This window comes from Bacillus sp. FSL H8-0492, assembly GCF_038006145.1.
Taxonomy (GTDB): Bacteria; Bacillota; Bacilli; order Bacillales; family Bacillaceae_G; genus Bacillus_A; species Bacillus_A mycoides.
This window is the reverse complement of record NZ_JBBOUP010000001.1, coordinates 3,342,867-3,368,813: the sequence shown is the minus strand read 5'-3', so window position 1 is coordinate 3,368,813 and position 25,947 is coordinate 3,342,867. Positions and strand designations below refer to the sequence as shown.

Sequence of the window (25,947 nt, the reverse complement as noted above, 5' to 3'; positions counted from 1 at the left end):
TTATTTTTTAAAAGTAAGGTTTTTTTAAAGAGTACATGGAATAAGGGAATACAGTACAAATCAGCATACAAACAATCTCTTGTTGTAACTATGTTTGTTTTTAATTATATAAAAAATATTAGATTATATATTTTGTCATTGATATACTTAAAAGGTAATTGAGGTATTAAGATGAATCGATAGAGATGTTTGTGTATAATTATTTGAGTATTATAAAAATAAGGGAGCTTAAGTGTTTGATTTGAACGGGGCTTTTTCTATATGAATTAATTGGTATGTATAATACTTGGGGATATTAATTTGGGAATCTCGGGGGATCCTTTGAAGCTAGAAAAAGCAGAGTCAAATTCCATGTACCATTAGGTTCTGGTGTAGGTTTATGGGGATTTGGTGGAGAATTTGCTATTAAAGAATAAAGGGGAAAATGAGTATGAATAAGAAAGTGAAAATTTTAAAATATTTTATGGTTATATTAGCTTGCATTGCAATTTTTGGGACAGTTTTACCTAATGCATTAGATCCAAATGAATCATTAGCAGGGAAAATTTCAATTGCAACTTTCGGTACAATTGGAGCTTGTTTACTATTCTCTATTATGTATTTTATTGTAAAAAAAGCTATTTTAAGAGGTGGGAAATAAGATGGTACAAAATTTAGAGTTAGAATTTTAATTCATATACATAAAAAAGGAGAATTTCTATGAAATTACTACGTTTATTTATGATTTTCACTCTTGTTGTATTGTTAAGCGCATGCAATACAGCAACACAAGTTACAAAGGTTCAAAAAAATGGCGAAACGACTTTGAAAATTGGTTCGTTGCAAGGGTATTACGATGTGCAAACGCTTAAAGCTGAAAAAGGAAATGTGGAAATTCCTTATGAAGCAGCCGTTGAAGAAGGTACGATTTTATTGCAAGTTACAAAAGATGATAAGGTTATTTATGAAGAAGAAGTCACTTCTCAAAAAGAAGGTCTGCTTTCTTTTGAAGCGCCAAAATCCGGATCATATGATTTAATTGTACGTGTGAAGGGTGAAAAAGAGAAAGCAAAAGAAATTCAAATACATACTAAACTATGAAAAAACGGCAAGTGGAGTGCACCCGCTTGCCGTTTCCATTTTCAGTTGATTCTGTTACAACATATGTTTATGAAGTGATCCGCTGAGTCCTGATGTTTATTCCGCCGAAATTCCTGATGAAGTTAAAATAAGAGATGAACAAAAGAATGTGTTACAAACTTGGCATGTTAGTAACGAAATTGATAACTCTCTTTTACATGATAAAAAGACTGGGTTTGATACATTTGTATTTGAAAGAGATGTAGATGGTAAAAAGTAAGTAGTAGCACTCAGGGGGACATAAGGTGATGATCTTTTTGGAGAAGGTGTCCCAGACCTTACTACAGATATTGATTATATATGGGGGTAAATAAGTTGAAAAACATTGAAGTTCTAAATAAAAACATTGAAGGGTTTTCTGATGATCTCCCTACGTGGTTAAAGCATCTAATCGAGGCAGAGGAGATACATCAAAACTATGAGAATGTACAAGTACTTGGTGAATTAAAAACAGATGCGGTGTTGTACTATGTACACCGTACGCTGCAAGTGTTAGATGGATTGTCTTTAGATGAAGAAGCGTATCGCATTATTGAAAAAGTACTAACGTATAGTGAGCTTGCAAAGGTAGGCTCTTTAAAACAGCGAGAGAAATGGAAGAAGAACGGAATCAATCTATTGGTACATAATGAGGGTTCTGCTGATATCTTTAGTGATATTCAGTTTATCGAACATATAGAGACAAACTTAAACTCTACTGAGTATTTGTTTGTTCGAGATTTAATTAGAACACATGGATTAATCGGGCAGTATATCCGCGGAGAGGCTCGTTTGAACTCTCATATTGATTTAATTGACACATATAAAGAAGAATACGGAGACGTTAGGTTAAAGGAGATTCTATACTATCTTAATCAATGTATTATTGAAGGTGTATCAAAATCTTTGTGGAGCGAAGTAAAGAACGATGTGAAGATTACAATTGATGGGCTATTTGATGGTTATGTGGAGCCATTTACTTCTCGTGTACATAGACTCACGCCAAAACATAAGGAGTCAGTATTTGAAAAAGATATAATTATGGGGAGCGAGAAGAGAGACGTTCAAACATTTTTATCTGATAAGGATTTGTGGTATGTAGAACCGTCTATGCATGCCCTTAGCTTCGAGGATATTTGGACAGTTTTTGTTATGTTAAAGAACGAGATAGGCACTAGAAAGGTTCAGCATATCCATTTCGAGAAATTGATGCAGCAGTTGCACTATGATTTCAAAGGCGAGAAGAAGGACAACGTGTATCGTAAGCGGGTTATTGAGAAGTATCTACGGGAGTACCGTGAGAACGAGAAGCCGAATACAACACATGTTTCTTTTGAGGTTAAAGTCGATGAAGATATGAAGACTGCGTATGTGTCGTTTCAGTTTTCTGCTGTAGGTGAAGCGTTAATCATCTTCTGTGTAGAGGCAGAAAAGATAGATATGATGCATGCTCGGGCAAATGTACTGCTCTTTGATTTCTTCGGGTTACGAAAGGATGCATATGATAGATTCCATAACGAAGAAGTGTATTTGGAGCATATGAATAGTTCGGCTGATGATAAACGAATTATTCTTGATTATATAAAGGGAGATACGATTGTAGATGTCGGATCCGGTGGTGGTGTTATGCTAGACATGATTGAAGAAGAGACCGAGGATAAACGAATCTACGGTATCGATATTTCCGAAAATGTGATTGATACGTTGAAAAAGAAGAAACAGGACGAAAGTCGTTCTTGGGACGTCATTAAAGGGGATGCTATCAACTTAGGTAGCTCGTTTGATAAAGAATCGGTTGATACGATTGTGTATTCTTCTATCCTTCATGAGCTGTTCTCTTATATTGAGTATGAAGGTAAGAAATTCAATCATGAAGTAATTAAAAAGGGGTTACAGAGTGCTTACGAGGTGATAAAGCCAGGAGGTCGTATTATCATTCGTGATGGCATCATGACTGAAGATAAAATGTTAATGCGTGTGATTCATTTTAAAGATGCAGGTGGAATGAAGTTCTTAGAGCAGTATGTCCGTGAATTTAAGGGGCGTATAATCCAGTATGAGGTACTTGCAGACAATACAGTCAAAATGCCTGTTAACGATGCGATGGAGTTCTTATATACGTATACATGGGGTGAGGATTCCTTCGTTCACGAGGTGCAAGAGCAGTTTGGAATCTTTACGCCAAACGACTATAAGTATTTCGTAAAGGGTATCTTTGGAGATAAAGTAAACATCGTTCAAGCTATGAACTATTTACAGGATGGATATACACAACATCTTAGCGAGAAAATTGATTTTAAAGATGAGTCTGGGAATGCGGTTGTGCTACCGGATAGTACGTTCTTTATGGTTTTAGAAAAGAGGTAATGATATTGAAAACTTATAAAAAGTTTAGTTTGTGGGTTTCGATATGTTTGTGGAGGATCTTGTTCTAAAGCATATGCAATGACGGGAGATTACATGGAAAGCGAACCTTTCTGTTATACATTCCAAAAGCATTGCGAAAACAGAAAAAGAACGTAAAAAAGGGACATGAGTAAGAATATGCTCATGCCCTTTGTTTAGATTATATAATTTATTGTACTTCGCATCAGTCGTATGATGATCTAAGAAATGAAAAACGCTCGGTTTCCCATCTTTCGTTAAAAATCCACTATCTTGATTCATTATGCTGAAACGAGTTTTTACGTATAATTTCTATTAAACTCATTTTAATAAAGAATAAAAATTCGTATCATATGGGATATCATCTTGATACATATAGTTTTTTAGAATCCCTTCTTTTTCAAATCCTAATTTTAATAGCACTTTATTTGAAGCTTCGTTTTCAAGAAATACAATTGCCCCGATACGTTTTAAATGAAGCGTATGGAAGCCATAAGATATAATTTCAGAAACTGCCTCAGTAGCATATCCATTTCCCCAGTGTTCAGGCAAAAAGGCATAACTTATATTTGCTCGTTTATGTTCAGAAGACCAATCATGAAAACCAATTGTTCCAATGAGCCCTTTCTTGCCTTTTAATTCGATTCCCCATTTAATGCCGCTTCTTGCGTTGTACCCCAACTTAAAATTAGTAAGGATTTGTTTTACTTGATCCAAATTTTGCAATGGTTTTTGGCCATAATGGCGCAGGACATCGGTATTAGAAAAGCACTGTAATATACTCGGTGCATCTTCGTCGGTAAGTTCTCGTAAAATGAGTCGGTTGGTTTTTAATATAGGAAACATGCTTTCACTCCATTTCTTCTGAAACTAGAATGTGTTGTTATTATATAATCTAATCTGAAAATAAAGATTATTCAAGAGGGAAGTATGGTTTTGATTTGTGATAAAATTGATTGTTGAATATATTTCAAAAAGAGGTTTAGATATGGAGAAAAACTCAATTTTAATTGTAGATGATGATCGAGATATTGTTCGATTTGTGAACGCAAATTTAATGCAAGAAGGTTTTAAAGTTTTTAGTGCTCATAACGGAGAAGAGGCTTTAGAAATAATAAATAATAACGGTATTCAACTTGCTATTCTGGATATTATGATGCCTCAAATGGATGGGATTGAATTGTGTAGAAGGATAAGAGAGAAATATAGTTTACCAATTATGTTTTTAAGCGCGAAATCATCGGACGTAGATAAAGTCGTTGGATTTAGTACTGGGGCAGATGATTATATTGTGAAACCGTTCAGTACAATTGAATTTATAGCAAGAGTGAAAGCTCAATTAAGAAGGTATACATACTTCAATCAAAATGCTGTTCAAGTAATAGAAAAGAAAATAAACATTAGAGGTTTAGAAATAGATGAAGTGTCGAGAACAGTGATGTTATATGGAGAAACAATCAATCTTACGAAAACTGAATATGATATTTTGTACTTAATGGCCGCTGCAATGAATCGTGTGTTTACTATTGAAGAAATATATGAAAGCGTTTGGAAAGAAAGGGCCTATGAAAGTAATAATACAGTAATGGTTCATATTGCAAGATTAAGAAATAAAATTGAAGAGAATCCAAAAGAGCCGAAGTTTATTCAAAATGTTTGGGGAGTCGGATATAAAATTGAAGATTAAATCATTACAAGGCATGAGAGCTAAGTTTTTTATCGCATTCATATGTAGCATTTTGTTAGCAACTGTAAGTATAATAGCGTTTCAAATTGTAATTGGAAATATATATAGTCATGTTACTGCGTTAGAGGAAAAATATTCATTTTTATATTTAATAGTTTTTTTAATTTTTACTACAATATACTTTGCATTCATGACAAAAACAATGATGAAAAGATTATCTGAAATTAACAAGAGTCTGAAGGAAATAAGTAATGGTAATTTTGAAATACATATACTTATTTCAAAAAATGACGAGATTGGTGAATTAGCAGCGAATGTTAATAGAATGGCCAAAAGTTTAAAAGAGTCTATCGAGAATGAAAAAAAATCGCAAGAAATGAAAAATGAAATGATTAGTAATATTTCTCATGACTTACGAACACCTGTAACATCCCTAATAGGTTACGCGGACCTGTTAGGAAATCAGCTTTATTCAAATAGAGAAGAATGTGAACAGTATGTAAGTATATTAAAGCGAAAAAGTTATGAATTAAAAAATCAAGTAGATGGTTTATTAGAATATTGTCAAATAAATTATAGAGAGATCGAATTACATAAAAGTGTAATAAATATGAAAGCGTTCATTGAACAAATCATGATTGATTTTTTACCACAACTAGATGATGCTGATATGAGCTTTTGTATTAAAGGTGATAAGGTGTTACATGTGGAAATGGATGTAGCGGTTATGGTGAGGCTATTCGAAAATGTAATTAGTAATAGTATTATGTACGGGAAAGACGGAAAGGAGCTTTTAATTCAAGTTTCTAAAAGAGATATGAATGTTGAAATAGAAATTTAAAATTTTGGACAATGCATTCCGAATGAGAACCTTCCTTACGTTTTTGAAAAGTTTTATCGTGGTGAAAAATCACGTAGCGCTCATACGGGTGGAAAAGGAATGGGGCTTGCAATTGCGAGAAGTATAGCGGAACTTCATAAAGGAGATATCACTGTACGTAGTAACGATAAAGAAACGGTTTTCACTATCGTTTTACCGCAGTATAAAGAAATGTAAGAAAGTCGTAAGTATTTCTTTCATATGTCGTAATTTTTACTTCGTATCATGGGGAACAAAGATAGGAGAGTAGGGATACAGCATGTGGAAGAGATTTTTATTAGCGATTATAGTTGCTTTTTTAATTATAAGTTGGAGTTTAGTTTATTTAGGTAATGGCGTTACATCAGTCTTTGTTTGGTGGATTATACAGGCTTTTAGTGTAATTTCAATTTTTCTCTTAATAGGCTCAGCAGTAATGTTTGTTTGGAAAGGTATTTTTAGAAAGCGGATAGATGGAACGCTACTATTAATAGTTCTGTTTTCTACCATTGGAGCTTGGCCTGTGGGGTGGTTCGCTAACATTGGGAGAATTGCATACCCAGTAGATGTACAGTCTATGAGTCCTAAAGTAGTCGTTCGTTTTCCTTTGAATGAACGAGCATTGATAGGTTGGGGCGGCGATAAATTAGAAACGAACTATCACGTTATAAAACCAAATGAACGATGGGCATACGATATTCTCATTCCACCTGCTGAAGTGAAAAGTAGTAAGTTAGAGGATTATGGAATATATGGAGCGAAAGTAATGGCACCAGCTTCTGGGACAGTTGTATCAATTAAAAATGATGAAATAGATTTAGTTCCGGGGTCGGATGATTTTCAATCGATGGCGGGAAATCATATTTATTTACGACTGGATGAAACAGGTACATTTTTGTTTCTTGCCCATTTAAAGAAAGGATCAATTAAAGTGAGGGAAGGCGAACATGTAAATGAAGGAGAATTTCTTGCCCAAGTCGGTAACTCAGGAAGTTCAAGTGAACCACATTTACATATCCATCATCAAAGGCAGGATCCATCTAAGGTGAGCATATTTCTTTCGGAAGGATTACCACTTTATTTTCGAACTGAAAAAGGTGCGATAATGCCGGAAAGAGGGACATACATAAGTGGTAAGTAGAAGGAAATCATTTCATACAAAAAGGGTATTCCAAATCAAATTTGGAATACCCTTTTTTATTAACCTACAAATGTTTGATACAGTAAGAAAATATTTAAAACGATAATAAGTGCAGCGATTAACCACGCGATAAATGTTGTAATGCGATGGTTGACGAGTGCGCCCATAATCTTCTTATTACTTGTAAACATAATAAGTGGTACTAATGCAAAGGCAATACCGAAAGATAAGACAACTTGACTCATAACGAGAGCGTAAGTTGGATTTACACCTAAAGCGATAATAACGAGAGGCGGAATCATTGTTATAAATCGGCGTAAGTATAACGGAATATGCATTCGAATGAATCCTTGCATAATAATATCACCAGACATCGTACCAACAGAAGAACTAGATAAACCTGCTGATAAAAGTCCAATCCCAAATAATGCAGCCGATACAGGACCGACTAAATTACTGAACTGGTTAAAAGCAACATCAAGGTCTTCAACGTGCAAGCCGTTTTTAAAGAATAGTGCAGCTGCTACAATTAACATACTTGCATTAATTGCTCCAGCGATAACCATTGCAATAATAATATCGATGAATTCGAAGCGGAAAATCTTTTTCTTTTGTTCATCATTTGTTCCGACTACACGGCGCTGCGTTAAGGCCGAATGTAAATATATCGCGTGCGGCATCACTGTCGCACCTAAAATTCCAGCTGCTAAAAGGATGCTATCTACACCTTGGAATTTTGGAGTGAAAAGTCCGGAGAGTAGAGGGCTTAATTCCGGTTTTGCGTAAAAGACTTGGATACCAAAAGCGATAACAACGATAAAAATCATACCTGTTATGATAGCTTCTAATGGACGAAAGCCTCTGCGTTGAAATTCAAGAATAATAAATGATCCAACTGCTGTAATTAAAGCAGCTGGTAACATCGGAATTCCAAATAGTAAGTATAAGCCAAGTGCTGCCCCGATAAATTCAGCTAAATCTGTAGCCATAATAACGAGTTCCCCTTGTATCCATAAACCGATGGAAACTGGTTTGGGGAAGTTTTCGCGAGCTACTTCAGGAAGATTTCTCCCAGTAGCGATTCCTAATTTAGCTGATAAAGTTTGAATTAATACAGCCATTAAATTAGAAGCGAGTATTACCCAAAGCAATAAATACCCATATTGTGATCCAGCTGCGATATTTGTAGCGAAGTTCCCAGGATCAATATAAGCCACTGACGCGATAAAAGCGGGTCCTAAGAATGGTAACAGTCTTTTAAAGCCTTTTGTTTGTCCACTTAACGCTAAATGGGCTGATTGAACTGTTGTACTTTGAGAAGGGACTTGTTCATCTTTTGTTATATCTTTATTCATAGTAATATTCCCCTTTAAAATGTTAACTTGATGAAATTATTGTAAGTATTCTTATTGTTTATTTCAATACATTTAAATGTGTTAGGTGTTATTTTTATTTGAACATAAATGTTTCCTTAGTGCAAATTATATGCCTTTACGCAATGAATGGTGTGGTGTTATAAAAAATTGGGAGTTTATGGTGTGATAACGTGGGGAAACATAATGAATTAAAGGGCTAATTTTGAAATTTATGTGAACATAAAGCCTATAATACAGCATATTAATTGATGGAATTGAATTTGTATGATATATAATATATTGGGATTACAACTTAACCATAGTGTTTTGATGTGTAATCTTGTTTTTTATTTTTGTTAACTTATAGAAAATAGTATAAAGAGAAGAAAATGTGAATTCATTTTCTTATTATATATGTTTTGATATGAACGTTAACTTATACATGATTTTAAAATTTAGATAGGTGGTAGAAATACATTGGCAACTACAAAACCATATAGAGTATTACTATATTACATGTACACAACAATTGAAAACCCAGAAGAATTTGCTGAACAGCATTTAGAATTTTGTAAATCACTTGAGTTAAAAGGAAGAATTCTTGTAGCGACAGAAGGAATTAACGGAACTTGTTCTGGAACTGTTGAGCAAACAGAAAAATACGTGGAAGCGATGAACAATGACCCACGTTTTGCTGGAATCGTGTTTAAAATTGATGAGGCGGATGAACATGCATTCAAGAAAATGCACGTACGTCCTCGTTCAGAGTTAGTTACACTTCGTCTAGAAGACGACATTAACCCGAAAGAAATTACTGGGAAGTATTTAGAACCAAAAGATTTTTATGAGGCAATGAAACAAGAAGATACAGTTATCATTGATGCACGAAATGATTATGAATTTGATTTAGGACACTTCAAAGGTGCGATTAAACCAGATATTGAATCATTCCGTGAATTACCAGATTGGATTAGAGAAAATAAAGAAACACTTGAAGGTAAAAAGATTTTAACGTACTGTACAGGGGGAATTCGTTGTGAGAAATTCTCAGGTTGGTTAGTTCGTGAAGGTTATGAAGATGTAAGCCAGCTTCATGGCGGAATTGTAACGTACGGAAAAGATCCAGAAGTACAAGGTGAACTTTGGGATGGTCAATGTTACGTATTTGATGAGCGTATCGCTGTACCAGTAAACCAAAAAGAACATGTTATCGTTGGTAAAGATCACTTTACAGGTGAACCTTGTGAGCGCTATGTAAACTGTGCAAACCCTGAATGTAACAAGAAAATTTTATGTTCTGAAGAAAGTGAAGCAAAACATTTACGTGCATGTTCTCATGAATGTCGTGTACACCCACGTAACCGTTACATCGTGCAACACGAATTAACAGAAGAGCAAGTAGCTGCTACATTAGAAAAAATCGAAGCAGGTAAGTAAGCAAAATTAGCTTAATAAAAAAACAGATGGTAGCATCGTGCTGCCATCTGTTTTTTTATTTACTTTGTACTATCCTTCTCTTTCACAGCAGAAAGTACAGTTTGTTTTACCCATGCTTTTCTTCGTTTATGTTGTACACTCCATTGGTATAAACTTTGTATACCTAAAATAAGTGAAATGACTATGCCACTAATCGCTATTAATAGAGCAAAAAATTCAAAAGGCGATGATATTTTGTTTGAGTCGGTGTTTCTTAAAAGATCAATCATAGTAAACCCTAACATTTGGCCTACAACAGAATAGAGCGTTAAAATTAATAATAAGAGGCTATCTTTTTTTGAAGCAACATTTTCTTGATATTTAAATAAACTATCGAGATTTTGTTTCGCGTTCGTGTACAGTACTTCAATGTTAAAAAGTTTTCTTAGACGAAAGAAAATATCTTCACTTTGTGATTGGGATACTAATTCTAAAGAAAAATAATTAGCTGTAAACGAATTTATTGAATAAATTAATTTCTCTATCTCATTTGTATCTTGTTCAATATTTAGTTCAGCATAAGCGTTTGCCATCTTTAATAAAACAACTTTATGAAATAAATTTAATAACAAAGCGTAATAAAACTCCCCGTACATTTGACTAGCAAGTTTAGTGACTGCTTGTTCACCTTCATTTGTAATACATGTGAAAATATGTTCTTCCATAATAAAGTAACGGTTAGGAGCCCATCTTTGATAAGAATGTTTTGTTAAATAATTGTGAATATAAGGAACATTATTTGCACTAATATATGGCTTACCATCATCTGATAATCCAGAAAGACTGGAAGCTCGATATACATCGATTATATGAAGGTCTGACTCTTTGTTTATGGATAATAGAGTTTGTACATACATTCGCTGGTCTTCAAAGAAAGGGAATGTTTGAAAGTAAGAACTCCGCAATCTCTTGTTCTCAAAGAAGTCTGTTAAACCATGAAATAAATCACCGAATATAAGTTTTTCTACTTGTGAATATTTTTTTCCATCACATTCAATACAAATAGTCTCAGTCGTATCACTTTTAGTTTCAAGTACACGGAAGCGAGCCGCGAATTCAATCGCTTCTGATAATGTCATGTTAGGAGCGGTTTTTATTTCTGTCCGAATTGTTAAGAACCCAAGCTCATAAGGACAAAGTGTTACATCAATAGAATGTATCTTGAATGGAACGGAAATAAGGTTAGTTGTTAAATGTCCATTTAAATTAAGGTCTTTAGAATAGCGCTGTAATCCTTTTTGATGTTCTGAATGAGGAAAGAGAATTTTATTTGTAAAGGAAAGATAGTATGCTTCCATATTTTGATGTGAAACTTGAAATTTCCCGTAATATGTATTTTCATCTTCAAGATGATCGAGTCGAAAAGGTCGAAAATCATTTTTTTGTAAGAAAGGGAACATATTTTGTTCATATCCAGTTTTAAACGAAAACGGGAATATAAATTGAAATATAGCTGTTGTTACATCTTTTTCCTCGATTGTTTGTATTGCCTCCATTTACATTGTTTCCTTTCCGTATAAGCTATAGAAACAACATGCCCAATTTTTCTTGAAAATAACCTCTCTTGTTCGTTAGATTAAGAATGAAAATTCAGCTTATTTAACAAGGGACATGTATAATGTTATGTATACTAAAATTAGTATAATTGTGTTAGAAAAAGGGGATGTTGTATGCGTATTTTAGTATTAGGAGCTGGGGGCGTTGGCGGATTTTTCGGTGGCCGATTAGTAGAAAAGGGAGAAGATGTTACATTTCTCGTTCGCAGCAAAAGAAAACAGCAATTAGAAGAAAAAGGCCTTGTTATTCGTAGTGTTAATGGAGATTTTTCATTTCAACCGAAATTGGTAACGAAAGAAGATAGAACGACTCCATTTGATGTGATTTTATTTTCAACAAAAGCGTATCATTTACACGAGGCGACCATAGATTTAAAGCCGTTTGTAGGTGAAAATACTGTAATAATCCCATTGTTAAATGGTATCGCTCATTTATCACTATTACAAAAGGAATTCGGTGAAGAGAAAGTAATTGGCGGTCTATGCTTTATCGAGACGACATTAAACGATCAGGGAGAAATTGTACAAACGAGTGCTGCCAACAGACTTGTATTTGGAGAAATTAAGTCTCAAGATTCAGAGAGAATCAATCATATTTCCAAAGCATTTGCAGGTACGAAATCTAGTTTTGTTTTAAGTGAAAATATTACGCAAGATATGTGGCATAAATATTTATTTATTACTGTAATGTCAGGTGTGACAACATTAATGCGTGCACCAATAGGACCGATTCGCGAAAGCGAAGGTGGACGCGATTTTATCCAAAACTTATTTGAAGAATCTGTGCAAATCATGAGGGCATTAGGAGCTCCGGTAAAGGAAAACATTGTTGAGGAACATATGAAAACAATTGATAAAATTTCGTATGATATGAAGTCATCGATGCAACGGGATATGGAAAAAGGTTCGCTCATTGAAGGGAAGCATTTACAAGGATACTTATTGAAATTAGCAGAGGAAATGTCTATAGATGTGCCTTTATTAAGTGTTGTGTATCAAAATTTAAAGGTATATGAAAAAATGATTTTTACTAAAGAAATGGTATGAAAAAGAGTAAAGGATAGCAAAATATAAATGTTGCTATCCTTTTTTTGTTTCTTTTTGACAATTTATTCGTTTCTTTTCGGTTTATCTGTCGTATTTCGTTCTCTTTCACGTTTCCCATAAAACTGATTAATTTCATTTGCTAATGCATCTAAATAGGAATCGGAAAAAATAGGCTTCTTTTCTTTAGACATACGGGTCTCCTTTGTGGATTTTTAGTATTCATTATGTATATTTTTCGGTGGATTATGCGCAATCGTTTTAATTTTTTTCTTTTTTAAAATTTTTGTTTACTTTTTGAAAATAAAGGAGTATTATAATCCACAGTTTCAATTTTCTAAATCGCTGAAGCCGCATGGTGCGGGGGACCCGTTTTAATGAATTAGTGCATAATTCAATGGGGTGAATCCTTGAAAAAGGTAGGGCTACTCAAAGGCCCGAATCCGACAGCTAACCTCGTAAGCGTTATATTGAGAAGGAAGGTGGAGCTTGTGCGACAAAAAAAATAATGTCTACAAGTCTATTTCGTTATGGCTTGTAGACATTTTTTGTTTTCTGAAGAAATAGTTTATCCGCTGTAATTAGCAGAAAAATTCGTGTAAAATTATTGGAGAGTGGACAGCGTTGGTTTCATCTATCAAAAGGTTTTTAATTGGAAGGCCGTTAAAATCAACTGAGTTAGGAGAGCAAAAGCTTAATAAAACGAAGGCGCTAGCAATTTTATCTTCTGACGCATTGTCATCGGTTGCATACGGACCAGAGCAAATTTTAATTGCACTAGCAGGCCTTGGAGCGGTAGCTTATTGGTATTCTATTCCGATCGCTGTTGGGGTATTAGTATTATTGACAGCTCTTATTTTATCTTATCGACAAATTATTTTTGCTTATCCGCATGGCGGGGGTGCATACGTAGTATCAAAAGAAAATTTAGGGATGAATCCGGGATTAATAGCTGGAGGATCTTTATTAGTCGATTATATTTTAACGGTTGCAGTAAGTGTATCTGCAGGTACAGATGCGCTCACATCAGCTTTCCCTAGCTTACATGCACATAATGTAATCATTGCGATTATATTTGTCATATTGATTACCATCTTAAATTTAAGAGGCGTAACGGAATCAGCTTCCGTTTTAGCATATCCGGTTTATTTATTCGTTGTAGCATTATTTATATTAATTGGTGTAGGAATATATAATATTTTGACTGGTCACGTTTCACCCACGCTACATTCGCCAATTGGAACACCAGTTGCGGGAATTAGTTTATTTCTACTGTTAAGAGCGTTTGCATCAGGTAGCTCTGCATTAACGGGTGTTGAGGCGATATCTAACGCAATTCCAAACTTTAAAGATCCTGCACCTAACAATGCAGCGAAAACATTGCTTGCAATGGGTGCATTACTTGCAGTTTTATTTTCAGGAATTGTCTTTTTAGCTTATTATTACGGAATTAATCCAAGTAAGGAAGTAACAGTCGTTTCACAAATTGCTGAACAAACATTTGGACGTAATTTCATGTACTATTTCATTCAAGGTACAACAGCTTTAATATTAATTCTTGCTGCTAACACAGGTTATTCTGCATTTCCGCTATTAGCAGTTAACCTTGCAAAAGATAAGTTTATACCGAGAATGTTTACGATTAGAGGAGACCGCCTAGGTTATTCAAACGGTATTATTATACTTGGGATTTCTTCGATTATTTTAATTGTAGCTTTTCAGGGAAAAACAGAACACTTGATTCCGCTATATGCAGTAGGGGTATTTATTCCGTTTACACTTTCTCAAACTGGAATGGTACTAAAATGGCTTCGTGAAAAGCCTGAAGGATGGGCTTTAAGATTAACGGTCAATTTAATTGGTGCAGTCATTAGTTTTATCGTTATGAGCATGTTCTTTTTAACTAAGTTCGCACAAGTTTGGTCAATCCTTATTTTCTTACCTGCCATTATCTTCTTGTTCCATCGAATAAAGAAGCATTATGATGCAGTGGGGGATCAATTAAGTTTAAAAACTTGTGAATCACTTGTTCCGATTGAAGGGAATGTAATTGTCGTTCCTGTAGCAGGTATGACTCATGTAGTAGAAAATTCACTGAACTATGCTAAAGCTCTTTCTGCAGATCAAGTTATCGCTGTATATGTTGCTTTTGACAGAGAAGAGGAAAAGAAATTTGAAGAGAAATGGGAGAAGTGGCAACCTGAAGTAAGGCTTGTTACATTACATTCTCATTATAGAAGCATTATTCAGCCGCTTACAAAATTTATTGACACAGTGCAATATAAAGCGAGTGAATCAAATTACCGAGTTACGGTCGTTATACCACAGTTTATTCCGAAAAAAGGTTGGCATAACATTCTTCATAATCAGTCTAGTTTACTCATTCGTGCGTATTTACTCTATAAAAGAAATGTTGTTATTACGACAGTACCGTATCATTTGAAAAAGTAAGGAAATTTTTTAAGGATAACTTCACGAAAGTGAAGTTATCCTTTTTGTGTATATGCTATGCATAATTGCATATGGATCTAAAAAGTATATTAGTATAATTTTAATGATTATGAATATGTAGTGTTTTCTGTTGTGGTATATAGATAGTTTAATCGAGAAAGTGAATTGAATTTTATTTTGGGATAAGGACATGAGAGCTTGAAAATAAAGGGAATTAAAATACTTCTTTACGTTATATAAATAGCTGTGTTTAAATGACCTTACAGTACAAAACTTACATGAAAACAAAACGAAATTTCATACTTTCATACGTTAATTAGTTTAAAATGAATAATATTTTCATGTAATATATTCACTGTGTGAATGTGGAACTCGCAATAAAACAGAAAATTTATACAGTTTTATTCATACTAAGCACATATGAAAAGTTATGAATTGTTTTATAACAATAAGTAAGTACTGTAGAAATAAAGTTTGAGAGAGGTGGTTCGTACATGACTCACGGTGAGAACGTTCTCTATTTTTAACCATCTCAAATCAATTGCAAGAAAATAGAATAATAAAATGCGATAGTAATAGTTGCTAATACATAGGAGGAGTTAAAGTGAAAAAGACTTTAATTACAGGGTTATTGGTTACAGCAGTATCTACGAGTTGTTTTGTTCCTGTAAGCGCTTACGCTAAGGAGGGGCAAACAGAAGTGAAAACAGTATATGCGCAAAATGTAATTGCTCCAAATACATTATCCAATTCAATTAGAATGTTAGGGTCACAGTCACCGCTTATACAAGCATACGGATTAGTTATTTTGCAACAGCCAGACATTAAGGTAAATGCGATGAGTAGTTTGACGAATCATCAAAAATTTGCAAAGGCGAATGTACGAGAGTGGATTGATGAATATAATCCGAAGCTAATCGACTTAAATCAAGAGATGATGAGATACAGCACTAGATTTAATAGCTATTATAGTAAGCTCTATGAACTAGCAGGAAAAGTAAATGAAGATGAACAGGCAAAAGCAGATTTTACAAACGCATATGGAAAATTACAATTGCAGGTCCAAAGCATTCAAGAGAGTATGGAGCAAGATTTATTAGAGTTAAATCGATTTAAAACGGTATTAGACAAAGATAGTAATAACTTATCAATTAAAGCTGATGAAGCAATAAAAACACTGCAAGGATCAAGTGGAGATATTGTGAAATTAAGAGAAGACATAAAAAGAATTCAAGGGGAAATTCAAGCTGAATTAACTACTATTTTGAATAGACCACAAGAAATTATTAAAGGTTCTATTAATATCGGTAAACAAGTATTTACAATCACAAATCAAACTGCACAAACGAAAACAATCGATTTTGTTTCTATCGGTACTTTAAGTAATGAAATTGTAAATGCTGCAGATAGTCAAACGAGGGAAGCTGCTCTTCGTATTCAACAAAAGCAAAAAGAGTTATTACCACTTATTCAAAAGTTATCACAAACTGAATCAGAGGCAACACAAATTACATTCGTTGAAGATCAAGTAAGTAGCTTTACAGAACTAATTGATCGCCAAATTACAACTTTAGAGACGTTATTAACGGATTGGAAAGTTTTAAACAATAATATGATCCAAATTCAAACAAATATTGAAGAAGGCACGTATACAGACAGTAGTTTACTTCAAAAACATTTCAATCAACTTAAAAAAGTAAGTGATGAAATGAATAAGCAAACAAATCAATTTGAAGATTACGTTACAAACGTTGAAGTACATTAAACAGAAAAATAATTAGCGATATAGGGAGAGAAGAAAAATGACAAAAAAACCATATAAAGTAATGGCTCTATCAGCACTTATGGCAGTATTTGCAGCAGGGAATATTATGCCAGCCCATACGTATGCTGCTGAAAGTACAGTGAAACAAGCTCCAGTTCATGCTGTAGCAAAAGCATATAATGATTATGACGAATATTCATTAGGACCAGAAGGCCTTAAAGATGCGATGGAAAGAACAGGTTCTAACGCTTTAGTAATGGATCTGTACGCTTTAACAATTATTAAACAAGGTAATGTTAACTTTGGGAACGTAACGTCAGTTGATACATCTTTAAAAGGTAAAGTGATTCAGCATCAAGATACAGCTAGAGGGAATGCACAACAATGGCTAGATGTATTGAAGCCACAGCTTATTTCAACAAATCAAAATATCATTAATTACAATACGAAATTCCAAAACTATTATGATACTTTAGTTGCTGCGGTTGATGCAAAGGATAAAGCAACTCTTACGAAAGGTCTAACTAGATTATCAAGTAGTATTACTGAGAATAAAGCGCAAGTAGATAAGTTAGTAGAAGACTTAAAGAAATTCCGAAATAAAATGACGTCGGATACTCAAAATTTCAAGGGAGATGCAAATCAAATTACATCTATCTTGGCTAGTCAAGATGCTGGAATTCCGCTTCTGCAAAATCAAATTACAACGTATAATGAAGCAATTAGTAAATATAATGCAATTATTATCGGTTCATCTGTTGCGACAGCTTTAGGCCCAATTGCAATTATCGGTGGTGCGGTTGTAATTGCTACTGGTGCAGGAACACCGCTAGGAATCGCATTAATTGCAGGTGGAACAGCAGCAGTAGGTGGTGGTACTGCAGGAATCGTCTTAGCGAAGAAAGAGCTTGATAATGCACAATCAGAAATTCAAAAGATAACAGGACAAGTTACAACTGCGCAATTAGAAGTGGCAGGACTAACGAACATTAAAACACAAACTGAATATTTAACAAACACAATTGATACAGCAATTACAGCGTTGCAAAATATTTCAAACCAATGGTATACAATGGGATCGAAATATAATTCATTACTTCAAAATGTAGATTCAATTAGTCCAAATGACCTTGTTTTCATTAAAGAAGATTTAAACATTGCGAAAGATAGCTGGAAAAACATTAAAGACTATGCAGAAAAAATTTATGCTGAAGACATTAAAGTAGTAGATACGAAAAAAGCATAATCGAATACGAATCGTTAGAGCGTTAAGTATTGATGAATGAGTTGAAGCTCCTGTTCAGTTGTGAGCAGGGGCTTTTGATATCCTTATAAAGAGAATAGGTGAAAAGTATGGAGAAAAGATTTTATAAGAAATGTCTTTTAGCAATAATGATTGCTGGAGTGGCAACGAGTAATGTGCTTCCTTTACATCCTTTTGCAGCGGAACAAAACGTAAAAACATTACAAGAGAGTGCGAAAAATTATTCTCTCGGACCAGCAGGGTTCCAAGATGTAATGGCGCAAACGACATCAAGTATATTTGCGATGGATTCATATGCAAAATTAATTCAAAATCAACAAGAGACTGATTTGAGTAAAATAAGTTCAATTAATGGTAATTTAAGAGGGAATATGATTCAGCATCAAAAAGATGCAAAAATTAATGCGGCATATTGGTTAAATAATATGAAGCCTCAAATTATGAAAACGGATCAAAATATTATTGATTACAACAATACTTTTCAAGCGTACTATAGTGACATGCTATTAGCGATTGATCAAAAAGATAGCGTAAAGTTAAAAGCGGATTTAGAAAAGTTGTATGCGGACATTTTAAAGAATCAAAATGAGGTAGATGTATTATTAGGGAATTTGAAAGCTTTTCGCGATAGAATGGCGAAAGACACAAATAGTTTTAAAGAGGATACAAATCAATTAACAGCGATTTTGGCAAGTACGAATGCGGGTATTCCAGCTCTAGAGCAACAAATAAATACATATAACGATTCGATCAAAAAGAGTAACGATATGGTGATTGCTGGTGGTGTACTTTGCGTAGCGCTAATAACATGTCTTGCTGGCGGACCGATGATTGCGATTGCGAAAAAAGATATTGCAAATGCAGAACGAGAAATAGCCAGTTTAAAGAATAGAATTTCAGGAGCACAAGCAGAAGTGGCAATTTTGACAGATGTGAAAAATAAAACGACTAATATGACAGAAACAATTGATGCAGCAATTACAGCACTGCAAAACATATCAAATCAATGGTATACAGTAGGTGCGAAATATAATAACTTACTACAAAACGTAAAAGGAATGAGTCCAGAAGAATTTACGTTTATAAAAGAAGATTTAAATACAGCAAAAGATAGCTGGAAAGATGTAAAAGATTATACAGAAAAATTACATGAAGGCGTGGCAAAGTAAACAGTGGACTAGTTCCGCTGTTTATTTTTTTATCCCGTTTTTTGTGAGAGCCGATCTTGTAATTTTACCCATAAGTTTGCCGTGCATTTTATCAATGTAACTTTAGGATAATGTTTGGTCAAATTGATACTAATAACCTCGATAAACTCCTGATCACGCTTTTTATATTTAATGTTTTAAGGGAAAAAGCTATACTATAAGCAAAACTAAAAATTGGAAAGGAAATACTAGAACATGGAAAATTATTTATTATTTATCCTTACAGCAATCCTAATCATAATAATGCCTGGTCCCGGTTTTGCTTTAGTTACAAAAAACACTATCTCGCATGGTAAAAATGGTGGTATAAAGACCGTCTTAGGAACGGTATCTGGAATGATGATTCATACAATAATGGCTACACTAGGACTTTCTGCTATCCTAATGAAATTTGCTATGCTATTTACATTAATAAAATATGCTGGGGCTTTTTATTTAATTTACTTAGCTGTAAAGTCAATTAAAAGTGCCTTGTCTAAAAAAGGAGATATGTCAGGTTCAGTGGAAATGAACTCTAAGGATATTGGAACGATTAAAAGTTTTAGACAAGGATTTACCACGGCAATCTTAAATCCAAAAACTGCTGTATTTTTCCTTAGTTTTCTACCCCAATTTATTGTGAGCAATCAAAGTCATCTCTTCCAATTTCTTTTGTTAGGACTCACATTTACGACTTTGACAGCAATATGGTATTTACTTTATATCTCACTAATACGTCAATTAAGAACTTTTTTAAGAAAAGAAAAAGTGAACCGTACAATAGAAGGTATTACTGGCGCAGTATTGTTAGTATTTGGAGTTAGGTTGTTTTTCCAAAAATAAATATGTATATGAAAAGAGAAATAATCAATGGTGGTTATTTCTCTTATTTGCTTATTCTAAAACTACCATTATAGATTTCTAGAGGTGAGATGATTTTTTGTTGGGTATTTATGTTACTATCACTGTGAAAATTGTGAAGAAATGTACTTAAACTAACGGGGCAGGATAGTTGAATAAGAATAAAAATATTTTTATAAGTTAAATTTATTGAATATCATAAAATATTTATAATTAAACTTTTTTCTAAATCAACACTCGATGGCGAGGTGGTGTTACCTCAAATATAATTATTTTATTTGAAGATTTCATTTTAATTTTTTCAAATCTTTTCATAGGTTGATATACAAAGACGTGTAGTGATAAGCCTATAACTGCAGTAATGTTTAAAATAATACTTATAATCATTAAAGACCATTCTATAACTGGAGAAAAGTATCCGTCCGTACTTAATGTAGAAGAACTTACATCTAGTATTAAAATAACTATTAGTATAAAGGTAAGTTTTTAACCAATTTGAATCCCCCCCTTTTAAGAATGGTATCTCTATATTATTATATTTAAAAAATAAATTATATAATTAATTATAAGATAGTTATCTATGAGAATTTAACTTGTTTTTTCGTTTTGGGGTGTTAAAAAATTCTTAAGTTGATGGGCATGGGATAGCACACCATGCCTATGAACTTAAGAACAGAAACTTACGCTTGAACATAATATCAAATTTAGATGAGCAAAGCTATTTCAAGTGAATAGAATCCACTCTTTAAGAATACATAAAATATATACATACAAGCTTAGTCTGATCACTACATCATTAGTGAAAGTAGGATTCTATAGATTTTGGAGGAAGAGATATGAAAAAAAAGGTTCTCCTGTTTACAGATTTGGGGATTGATGATGCGTTTGCTATACTGTACACTTTTTTTCGTAAAGACATTCAACTTGTAGGAATTGTAGCCGATTATGGAAATGTATCCAGAGAAAATGCAATAAGAAATATTAACTATTTGAAGTACATTGCGGGAAGAGAAGAGATACCCGTATTCCTTGGTGCTTCTGTACCGTTGACAGGTATATTGATTCAGTATTTCCCTGAGGTACATGGAAAAGTCGGATTAGGACCTATCATTCCCCCTGAAATTTCATATCCAGTTTATCCTTTAAATGATATTTATCAAATTATAGAATCAAATTTAGAAGATCTTACAATTATCAATTTAGGAAGACTTTCTTCGCTAGCTACGACTTTTGTGTTGAATTTAGAAACAATGCGAAACGTAAGAGAATGTATTTGCATGGGGGGAGCTTTTTTCTATCCAGGTAACGTAACTGCTGTGGCTGAAGCTAACTTTTACTCAGACCCTTATGCAGCAAACTTAATTCTGCAGCATGCAAAGAACTTGACAATTATTCCTTTAAATGTGACTCAACATGCGATTGTTACACCCGAAATGGTCCAGCAAATCGATGCATTTCATCGGAATACACAGGATCTTGCAGGACTCATCATCAAACCTATGTTAGACTATTATTATAAATTCTACTCTAAGTCTAATCCTGGTATAAGTGGAAGCCCTATGCATGATTTTGTAACAGTGTGGTATTTGCTGAATCAAGAGGCTGTTGGCCTTTCAAGAGTACCCATTAAAGTAATTCCTGATCAAGGAGAAGGATTTGGTCAAAGTATTGCAGACTTTCGTTTTGCTACTAATCCAGGCTATAAAACGCATAATGTAGCTTTTCAGCTTGATTATAAAAGATTCAAGAAGGATATTATGGAAACGTTTTTAAAGAAGAGAGTGTAACAGACTTTATTAACTTCAGATAATAGGGATTATGTGAATGAAATGCCACTTCACTTAACGTACAGGAATTCGACTTTTTTAGGTTAAAATTCGCTTAGCATATAAAACTTCCAAAATGTTGGCTGTATCCCATCACTATCAAGCTAACAAAACAAAATCCCCCTAAAATGAAAAAATCCGCTGACTGCTCAAAGTAATTAACTGTAGTGAAAGAAAATTTTTATTTTGGGGGTACATTAAAACTTTAGCTTGACGGGCAGGGGGTCTCGTCACATAGCTTATCAAGCTAAGAAATTAGTTGTTCTCCAAAACGAAAAAATTAACTAAATCCCCATAAATAACTATAGGAAGATAAAAACACTGTAGCTTTCGAATAAAGTTTGATCAAAATTATGTAGTTGTTTGGTGATAATAAAATTGTTTCATTTATAATAAAATCATTTAAAAATTAATAGAGTTATTCAATTTATTCTGACGGTAATAATAAAGTAATTAAAAAGTGAAAATATTTGTTTGGAAAATACGGTTACTCATTTGCGATATTTACGTACCATGAAACAACTAATTACACTGTCTATAACTGAAATTCTCTTTGATTTCGAATGCTTTACAAACAAAAAAATAGCACGAATGTTCGTATGAAGGTATAATTATAAGTATCTTAAAATCAAAGGAGGTCTTGCCTTATGAGTCAAAGAATTTCCTACTATGATGTTGCACCTGATGGCATGAAAATTATGATGGATATGGAGAAGTACACTAAGAAATCTACAATTAATCGAATTACTAGAGAACTTATAAAGATTAGAGTCTCTCAAATTAACGGTTGTGCTTTCTGCATGGATATGCATACATCAGATGCCCGTAAGATAGGTGAAACCGAACAACGAATTTATTGCTTGAATGCTTGGAATGAATGTGATTTTTATACACCTGAAGAGAAAGTTGCTCTTGAACTATCTGAGCATATTACTCTAATTCCCACTAAAAGAGTTCCTGAAGACCTATATAAGCGAGTACGTGAACACTATGACGAGAAACAATATGTTGACCTTGTTCTGGTAATTAATCAAATCAACAGTTGGAATAGAATTTCTATTGCAATGGGAAATACAGCAACTAAAAAATAATTGCTCTCAACGAACGGTAAATAAGAATAAAATTAAAGATGTTTAAAAATCACAATACAATTGTTTCATTTTTCTTTATTACGCAGTTATCATAAACTGTAACATAACCAAATTTTTGAAATTTATTGATTCATCCTTTATAGCTTTTATAATAATATTGTCTTGAAACACGAAGGGACTGAACTATGCGCAGATATCAATATCTTGACCCCAAAATAAAAACATAATGGAGGTAAAAATATTGATTACAGAACTACAAACCGAAAGATTAGTTTTAAGAAAAATGAAAGTATCAGACTCAGCTAGCATGTTTACAATTTGGGCGGATCCAGAAGTTACAAAATTTATGAATATCAATAGTTTTACTGATGAAAGCCAAGCGGTAGATATGATTGAAATGCTTGATAAGTTATCTCGGGAAAACAGAGCTATTCGTTATTCAATAATTGAATTAGAATCAAATGAAATTATCGGTTCTTGTGGTTATAATTCATTTGATTTCAAAAACGCCAAAGCAGAAATTGGTTACGATATTAGTAAAGCTTTTTGGGGTAAGGGGTATGCGCCAGAAGCCATTCTCTCTTTAATGGATTATGCGTTTAGTACTTTAGAATTCAATAGAATAGAAGCAAAAGTTGAATCTGAAAACATCAATTCAATAAAAGTCTTACAAAAGTTAAACTTTACATTCGAAGGGACAATGAGAAAGTGTGAAAAATCTAATGAAAAGTTTATTGATCTAAGTATTTATTCAAAATTAATAACAGATTAACTTATATTACTTAGCCTACATTCCTTAAAATGTAGACTATTAAATACCCTCGAAGCATCCTTAATTGCTATTAATTGAAAGTGAGGGCTACGGCTCTCTTTTTTAATTCACAATTTCTAGTACAATTGAAATAATTAAGAAACGTATAGAGTAATCCGTCCGATCTTAACCACTGAAGAAAAATTAACAGAGGAAGAGATCATGAACTTTGCTGTTGAAATGAGGGAAAAGAAATAGAAGGACACAACTATATAATAAGAAAAATCTAGAAGATACGTAATATTTAAAAATGAACCGTCTCATAAAGAACATGTAGTAATTTCTACGTGTTCTTTTTTAATAAAAATGAAAGTAAACTGTTAAATAAAAATTTACTTTCAATGTCATATAAGAAGAACAAAAAATAAGTCGTCTTTTGCTCTTAACAGGGTCTTACCAGCAGCATCCGTTACTTTAGAAACACTCCTATGAGATATAATTATTGATGGTACTTTTTAGGTGATATACTGGAGGTAGATTACTCATCTAATGATGAAGGGAGGTTTACGCGTATGGAAGTAACATTTACAGTAAGTAAATGGGATGAAAAGCCAGTCAATGACACTAGAAAAGATTTCCCTATTAATATTGCCCATGTCGAATATGATATTGACGGTGAATTAAAAGGAAAAGCTTTTGTTGAATATTTATTATATTATTTAGAATCAACTATAGATGATGGTCACTTGGCTACTGCTAAAATTTCTGGATTTTTACATTTCGAAGGAATTTATAAGGGAAAACGAGGGACATTTATAGCTATAGAGCAAGGGATATTTGATAAAGGAAATCTAGATTCCCCTGCAACAATCATCAAAGCTACTGGTGAATTAGAAAGCCTGAAAGGGTCCTATAATTATAAGTTTACAGGTCAAACCAGTAAAATGATTCTAGACTTTGAATTCTAACAAAATATCTTATAATTTAGCAAAAAGGGCATCCACTGTAATACCAGGAATGTCCTTTTTAAAACTAAATTATACCGAAAAACAAGACTCAAAATTTTCAATGGGAGGAAATGATATGAGGATCACGATACAAGAATATGTGGTCAATGAAATAGATTCAGGACCATATGGAATAACCGTAGGAAAAGACGGAGCATTGTGGTTTACGGAACAGAAAGGGAATCGAATTGGTAGAATAAATGCTACTGGTGAAATAAATTCTTTTCCCATTCCGACAGCAAATGCAGGAGCTATGTCAATTATCTCGGACCAGACCGGTGACTTATGGTTTACGGAATATAACTCAAGCAAGATCGGTAAAATGTCGATGAACGGTCTTTTTGAAGAATATGTACTCCCTACAACGAACGCTGCACCTTTTGGCATAACGGAAGGACCAGATGGAGCAATATGGTTTACAGAAATGAATAATGGTAGGATCGGAAGAATAACAAAGTCAGGGGAAATCACCGAGTTTGAATTGCCTAACTCCAAATCATTTCCCTCTTTTATTACTCTGGGATCAGACGGTGCATTATGGTTTACACAGAATCAGAACAATAGGATTGGGAGAATAACCACTAAAGGTGAGGTCAAAGAATATCCAATCCCAACACCCAACTCCGGGCCAGTTGGAATTGCGAGCGGCCCAGATGGAGCAATATGGTTTGTGCAAATCATAGGCAATAAAATTGGTAGAATTACGTTCGAAGGTGAGATCAAAGAATTTGTTATACCGACGCCGAACGCTCGTCCTCATGCCATAATACCTGGGAAGAACAGAGATCTTTGGTTCACAGAATGGGGAGGTAACAAAATCAGCCGTATTACAGTTGAAGGAGTTATTACGGAATATACGATACCTACAAATAATGCAGAGCCACATGGTATCACGTTTTGTCCGGATGGCGATCTTTGGTTCGCTGAAGAGTGTAATCAAATTGGACGTCTAACAATCATTACGTAATAGGGATATCGTCCATCGCTATCAAGCTCAGAAAAGTAAATATCCCATCACCATCAAGTTAAGAATTTGGTTGCTCCCCAAAACGAAAAAATGTGCTTTTTTGTTACAAGTAGCACAAAATTTCGTTCTGGGGGTACTATAAAATTTTAGCTTGATGGCGATGGGGTCTCGCCATC

At 33.7% G+C, this 25,947-nt stretch carries 21 protein-coding genes, 3 pseudogenes and 1 riboswitch; of the genes and pseudogenes, 19 read left to right on the top strand and 5 right to left on the bottom strand.

The window, feature by feature from the left end; all coding sequences use genetic code 11:
- Nucleotides 1–430: 430 nt before the first annotated feature.
- From MHH66_RS17220 to MHH66_RS17205, 4 genes and pseudogenes are all read left to right on the top strand, one after another.
- On the top strand, nt 431–640 hold the full coding sequence (locus MHH66_RS17220; protein ID WP_001036914.1) for a hypothetical protein: 210 nt from the start codon (nt 431–433) through the stop codon (nt 638–640).
- A 59-nt stretch (nt 641–699) separates the two neighbouring features.
- The gene (locus MHH66_RS17215) at nt 700–1,080 is read left to right on the top strand and encodes a BA_1872 family lipoprotein (protein WP_078185672.1); all 381 of its coding nucleotides are present in this window, start codon (nt 700–702) and stop codon (nt 1,078–1,080) included.
- Between the two features lie 339 nt (nt 1,081–1,419).
- Nucleotides 1,420–3,465, top strand: a complete 2,046-nt coding sequence (locus MHH66_RS17210) for a class I SAM-dependent methyltransferase (protein WP_078185671.1) — start codon at nt 1,420–1,422, stop codon at nt 3,463–3,465.
- A gap of 27 nt (nt 3,466–3,492) precedes the next feature.
- A pseudogene (locus MHH66_RS17205) lies at nt 3,493–3,638 on the top strand (radical SAM/SPASM domain-containing protein); the annotation flags it as partial.
- Between the two features lie 166 nt (nt 3,639–3,804).
- Here MHH66_RS17205 and MHH66_RS17200 read toward each other — a convergent pair.
- Nucleotides 3,805–4,329, bottom strand: coding sequence for a GNAT family N-acetyltransferase (locus tag MHH66_RS17200; RefSeq protein WP_078185670.1), 525 nt, complete (start codon nt 4,327–4,329; stop codon nt 3,805–3,807).
- 142 nt (nt 4,330–4,471) lie between these two features.
- Between MHH66_RS17200 and MHH66_RS17195 the strand changes: the two genes are divergently transcribed.
- The 3 genes and pseudogenes from MHH66_RS17195 to MHH66_RS17185 all read left to right on the top strand — a co-directional run bounded on the left by MHH66_RS17195 (nt 4,472) and on the right by MHH66_RS17185 (nt 7,170).
- Complete coding sequence (locus MHH66_RS17195; protein WP_078185669.1) at nt 4,472–5,170, top strand: response regulator transcription factor; 699 nt, start codon at nt 4,472–4,474, stop codon at nt 5,168–5,170.
- Nucleotides 5,160–6,227, top strand: a pseudogene (locus tag MHH66_RS17190) (sensor histidine kinase). Before MHH66_RS17195 ends, MHH66_RS17190 begins: the two are co-directional and overlap by 11 nt.
- An 82-nt stretch (nt 6,228–6,309) precedes the next feature.
- A complete protein-coding gene (locus MHH66_RS17185) occupies nt 6,310–7,170 on the top strand; it encodes a M23 family metallopeptidase (protein WP_078185668.1) in 861 nt (286 codons plus the stop codon).
- A 59-nt stretch (nt 7,171–7,229) separates the two neighbouring features.
- Here MHH66_RS17185 and MHH66_RS17180 read toward each other — a convergent pair whose 3' ends face one another.
- Nucleotides 7,230–8,525 (bottom strand): Nramp family divalent metal transporter, encoded by a 1,296-nt coding sequence (locus MHH66_RS17180; RefSeq protein ID WP_001030684.1) that lies wholly within the window; start codon nt 8,523–8,525, stop codon nt 7,230–7,232.
- A gap of 477 nt (nt 8,526–9,002) precedes the next feature.
- On the opposite strand from MHH66_RS17180, the gene trhO reads away from it, so the two are divergent.
- Complete coding sequence (gene trhO / locus MHH66_RS17175; RefSeq protein WP_002086277.1) at nt 9,003–9,962, top strand: oxygen-dependent tRNA uridine(34) hydroxylase TrhO; 960 nt, start codon at nt 9,003–9,005, stop codon at nt 9,960–9,962.
- A gap of 59 nt (nt 9,963–10,021) precedes the next feature.
- Here trhO and MHH66_RS17170 read toward each other — a convergent pair whose 3' ends face one another.
- Nucleotides 10,022–11,497 carry a hypothetical protein gene (locus MHH66_RS17170; RefSeq protein WP_078185667.1) on the bottom strand — a complete coding sequence of 492 codons (1,476 nt, stop codon included), beginning with the start codon at nt 11,495–11,497 and terminating at the stop codon, nt 10,022–10,024.
- A 174-nt stretch (nt 11,498–11,671) separates the two neighbouring features.
- Between MHH66_RS17170 and panE the strand changes: the two genes are divergently transcribed.
- Nucleotides 11,672–12,604, top strand: coding sequence for a 2-dehydropantoate 2-reductase (panE, locus tag MHH66_RS17165; RefSeq protein WP_078185666.1), 933 nt, complete (start codon nt 11,672–11,674; stop codon nt 12,602–12,604).
- 62 nt (nt 12,605–12,666) lie between these two features.
- Here the strand turns inward: panE and MHH66_RS17160 are convergent, their stop codons facing one another.
- On the bottom strand, nt 12,667–12,795 hold the full coding sequence (locus tag MHH66_RS17160) for a hypothetical protein (protein WP_265171227.1): 129 nt from the start codon (nt 12,793–12,795) through the stop codon (nt 12,667–12,669).
- 139 nt (nt 12,796–12,934) lie between these two features.
- Nucleotides 12,935–13,081: riboswitch (cyclic di-AMP (ydaO/yuaA leader) on the top strand.
- A 144-nt stretch (nt 13,082–13,225) separates the two neighbouring features.
- Between MHH66_RS17160 and MHH66_RS17155 the strand changes: the two genes are divergently transcribed.
- The 5 genes from MHH66_RS17155 (at nt 13,226) to MHH66_RS17135 (ending at nt 20,111) form a co-directional block, all read left to right on the top strand.
- The gene (locus tag MHH66_RS17155; protein WP_078185665.1) at nt 13,226–15,052 is read left to right on the top strand and encodes an APC family permease; all 1,827 of its coding nucleotides are present in this window, start codon (nt 13,226–13,228) and stop codon (nt 15,050–15,052) included.
- Nucleotides 15,053–15,656: 604 nt separating this feature from the next.
- Complete coding sequence (gene nheA / locus MHH66_RS17150; RefSeq protein WP_078185664.1) at nt 15,657–16,817, top strand: non-hemolytic enterotoxin NHE subunit A; 1,161 nt, start codon at nt 15,657–15,659, stop codon at nt 16,815–16,817.
- A gap of 37 nt (nt 16,818–16,854) precedes the next feature.
- Nucleotides 16,855–18,063, top strand: coding sequence for a non-hemolytic enterotoxin NHE subunit B (gene nheB, locus MHH66_RS17145; protein WP_002064828.1), 1,209 nt, complete (start codon nt 16,855–16,857; stop codon nt 18,061–18,063).
- A 107-nt stretch (nt 18,064–18,170) separates the two neighbouring features.
- On the top strand, nt 18,171–19,250 hold the full coding sequence (nheC, locus tag MHH66_RS17140) for a non-hemolytic enterotoxin subunit C (RefSeq protein ID WP_078185663.1): 1,080 nt from the start codon (nt 18,171–18,173) through the stop codon (nt 19,248–19,250).
- Between the two features lie 234 nt (nt 19,251–19,484).
- Nucleotides 19,485–20,111 (top strand): LysE family translocator, encoded by a 627-nt coding sequence (locus MHH66_RS17135; RefSeq protein ID WP_078185662.1) that lies wholly within the window; start codon nt 19,485–19,487, stop codon nt 20,109–20,111.
- A 243-nt stretch (nt 20,112–20,354) separates the two neighbouring features.
- Here the strand turns inward: MHH66_RS17135 and MHH66_RS17130 are convergent.
- A pseudogene (locus MHH66_RS17130) lies at nt 20,355–20,623 on the bottom strand (hypothetical protein).
- Between the two features lie 342 nt (nt 20,624–20,965).
- Between MHH66_RS17130 and MHH66_RS17125 the strand changes: the two are divergent.
- The 5 genes from MHH66_RS17125 (at nt 20,966) to MHH66_RS17105 (ending at nt 25,771) form a co-directional block, all read left to right on the top strand.
- Nucleotides 20,966–21,916: a nucleoside hydrolase gene (locus MHH66_RS17125; protein ID WP_002126827.1), complete on the top strand. Its 951-nt coding sequence runs from the start codon at nt 20,966–20,968 to the stop codon at nt 21,914–21,916.
- A 686-nt stretch (nt 21,917–22,602) separates the two neighbouring features.
- The gene (locus MHH66_RS17120; RefSeq protein WP_000083030.1) at nt 22,603–23,046 is read left to right on the top strand and encodes a carboxymuconolactone decarboxylase family protein; all 444 of its coding nucleotides are present in this window, start codon (nt 22,603–22,605) and stop codon (nt 23,044–23,046) included.
- Between the two features lie 241 nt (nt 23,047–23,287).
- Nucleotides 23,288–23,818 carry a GNAT family N-acetyltransferase gene (locus tag MHH66_RS17115; protein ID WP_002126830.1) on the top strand — a complete coding sequence of 177 codons (531 nt, stop codon included), beginning with the start codon at nt 23,288–23,290 and terminating at the stop codon, nt 23,816–23,818.
- Nucleotides 23,819–24,369: 551 nt separating this feature from the next.
- On the top strand, nt 24,370–24,765 hold the full coding sequence (locus MHH66_RS17110; RefSeq protein ID WP_002141295.1) for a DUF3224 domain-containing protein: 396 nt from the start codon (nt 24,370–24,372) through the stop codon (nt 24,763–24,765).
- A 115-nt stretch (nt 24,766–24,880) separates the two neighbouring features.
- Nucleotides 24,881–25,771 (top strand): Vgb family protein, encoded by an 891-nt coding sequence (locus MHH66_RS17105; RefSeq protein ID WP_063217819.1) that lies wholly within the window; start codon nt 24,881–24,883, stop codon nt 25,769–25,771.
- Nucleotides 25,772–25,947 lie beyond the last annotated feature (176 nt).

Excerpts from the sequence above, each read along its gene's own strand:
- MHH66_RS17220 (WP_001036914.1), top strand. The coding sequence starts at position 431 with ATGAATAAGAAAGTGAAAATTTTAAAATATTTTATGGTTATATTAGCT.
- MHH66_RS17215 (WP_078185672.1), top strand. The coding sequence starts at position 700 with ATGAAATTACTACGTTTATTTATGATTTTCACTCTTGTTGTATTGTTA.
- MHH66_RS17210 (WP_078185671.1), top strand. The coding sequence starts at position 1,420 with ATGGGGGTAAATAAGTTGAAAAACATTGAAGTTCTAAATAAAAACATT.
- MHH66_RS17200 (WP_078185670.1), bottom strand. The coding sequence starts at position 4,329 with ATGTTTCCTATATTAAAAACCAACCGACTCATTTTACGAGAACTTACC.
- MHH66_RS17195 (WP_078185669.1), top strand. The coding sequence starts at position 4,472 with ATGGAGAAAAACTCAATTTTAATTGTAGATGATGATCGAGATATTGTT.
- MHH66_RS17185 (WP_078185668.1), top strand. The coding sequence starts at position 6,310 with ATGTGGAAGAGATTTTTATTAGCGATTATAGTTGCTTTTTTAATTATA.
- MHH66_RS17180 (WP_001030684.1), bottom strand. The coding sequence starts at position 8,525 with ATGAATAAAGATATAACAAAAGATGAACAAGTCCCTTCTCAAAGTACA.
- MHH66_RS17170 (WP_078185667.1), bottom strand. The coding sequence starts at position 11,497 with ATGGAGGCAATACAAACAATCGAGGAAAAAGATGTAACAACAGCTATA.
- panE (WP_078185666.1), top strand. The coding sequence starts at position 11,672 with ATGCGTATTTTAGTATTAGGAGCTGGGGGCGTTGGCGGATTTTTCGGT.
- MHH66_RS17160 (WP_265171227.1), bottom strand. The coding sequence starts at position 12,795 with ATGTCTAAAGAAAAGAAGCCTATTTTTTCCGATTCCTATTTAGATGCA.
- nheB (WP_002064828.1), top strand. The coding sequence starts at position 16,855 with ATGACAAAAAAACCATATAAAGTAATGGCTCTATCAGCACTTATGGCA.
- nheC (WP_078185663.1), top strand. The coding sequence starts at position 18,171 with ATGGAGAAAAGATTTTATAAGAAATGTCTTTTAGCAATAATGATTGCT.
- MHH66_RS17135 (WP_078185662.1), top strand. The coding sequence starts at position 19,485 with ATGGAAAATTATTTATTATTTATCCTTACAGCAATCCTAATCATAATA.
- MHH66_RS17125 (WP_002126827.1), top strand. The coding sequence starts at position 20,966 with ATGAAAAAAAAGGTTCTCCTGTTTACAGATTTGGGGATTGATGATGCG.
- MHH66_RS17120 (WP_000083030.1), top strand. The coding sequence starts at position 22,603 with ATGAGTCAAAGAATTTCCTACTATGATGTTGCACCTGATGGCATGAAA.
- MHH66_RS17110 (WP_002141295.1), top strand. The coding sequence starts at position 24,370 with ATGGAAGTAACATTTACAGTAAGTAAATGGGATGAAAAGCCAGTCAAT.
- MHH66_RS17105 (WP_063217819.1), top strand. The coding sequence starts at position 24,881 with ATGAGGATCACGATACAAGAATATGTGGTCAATGAAATAGATTCAGGA.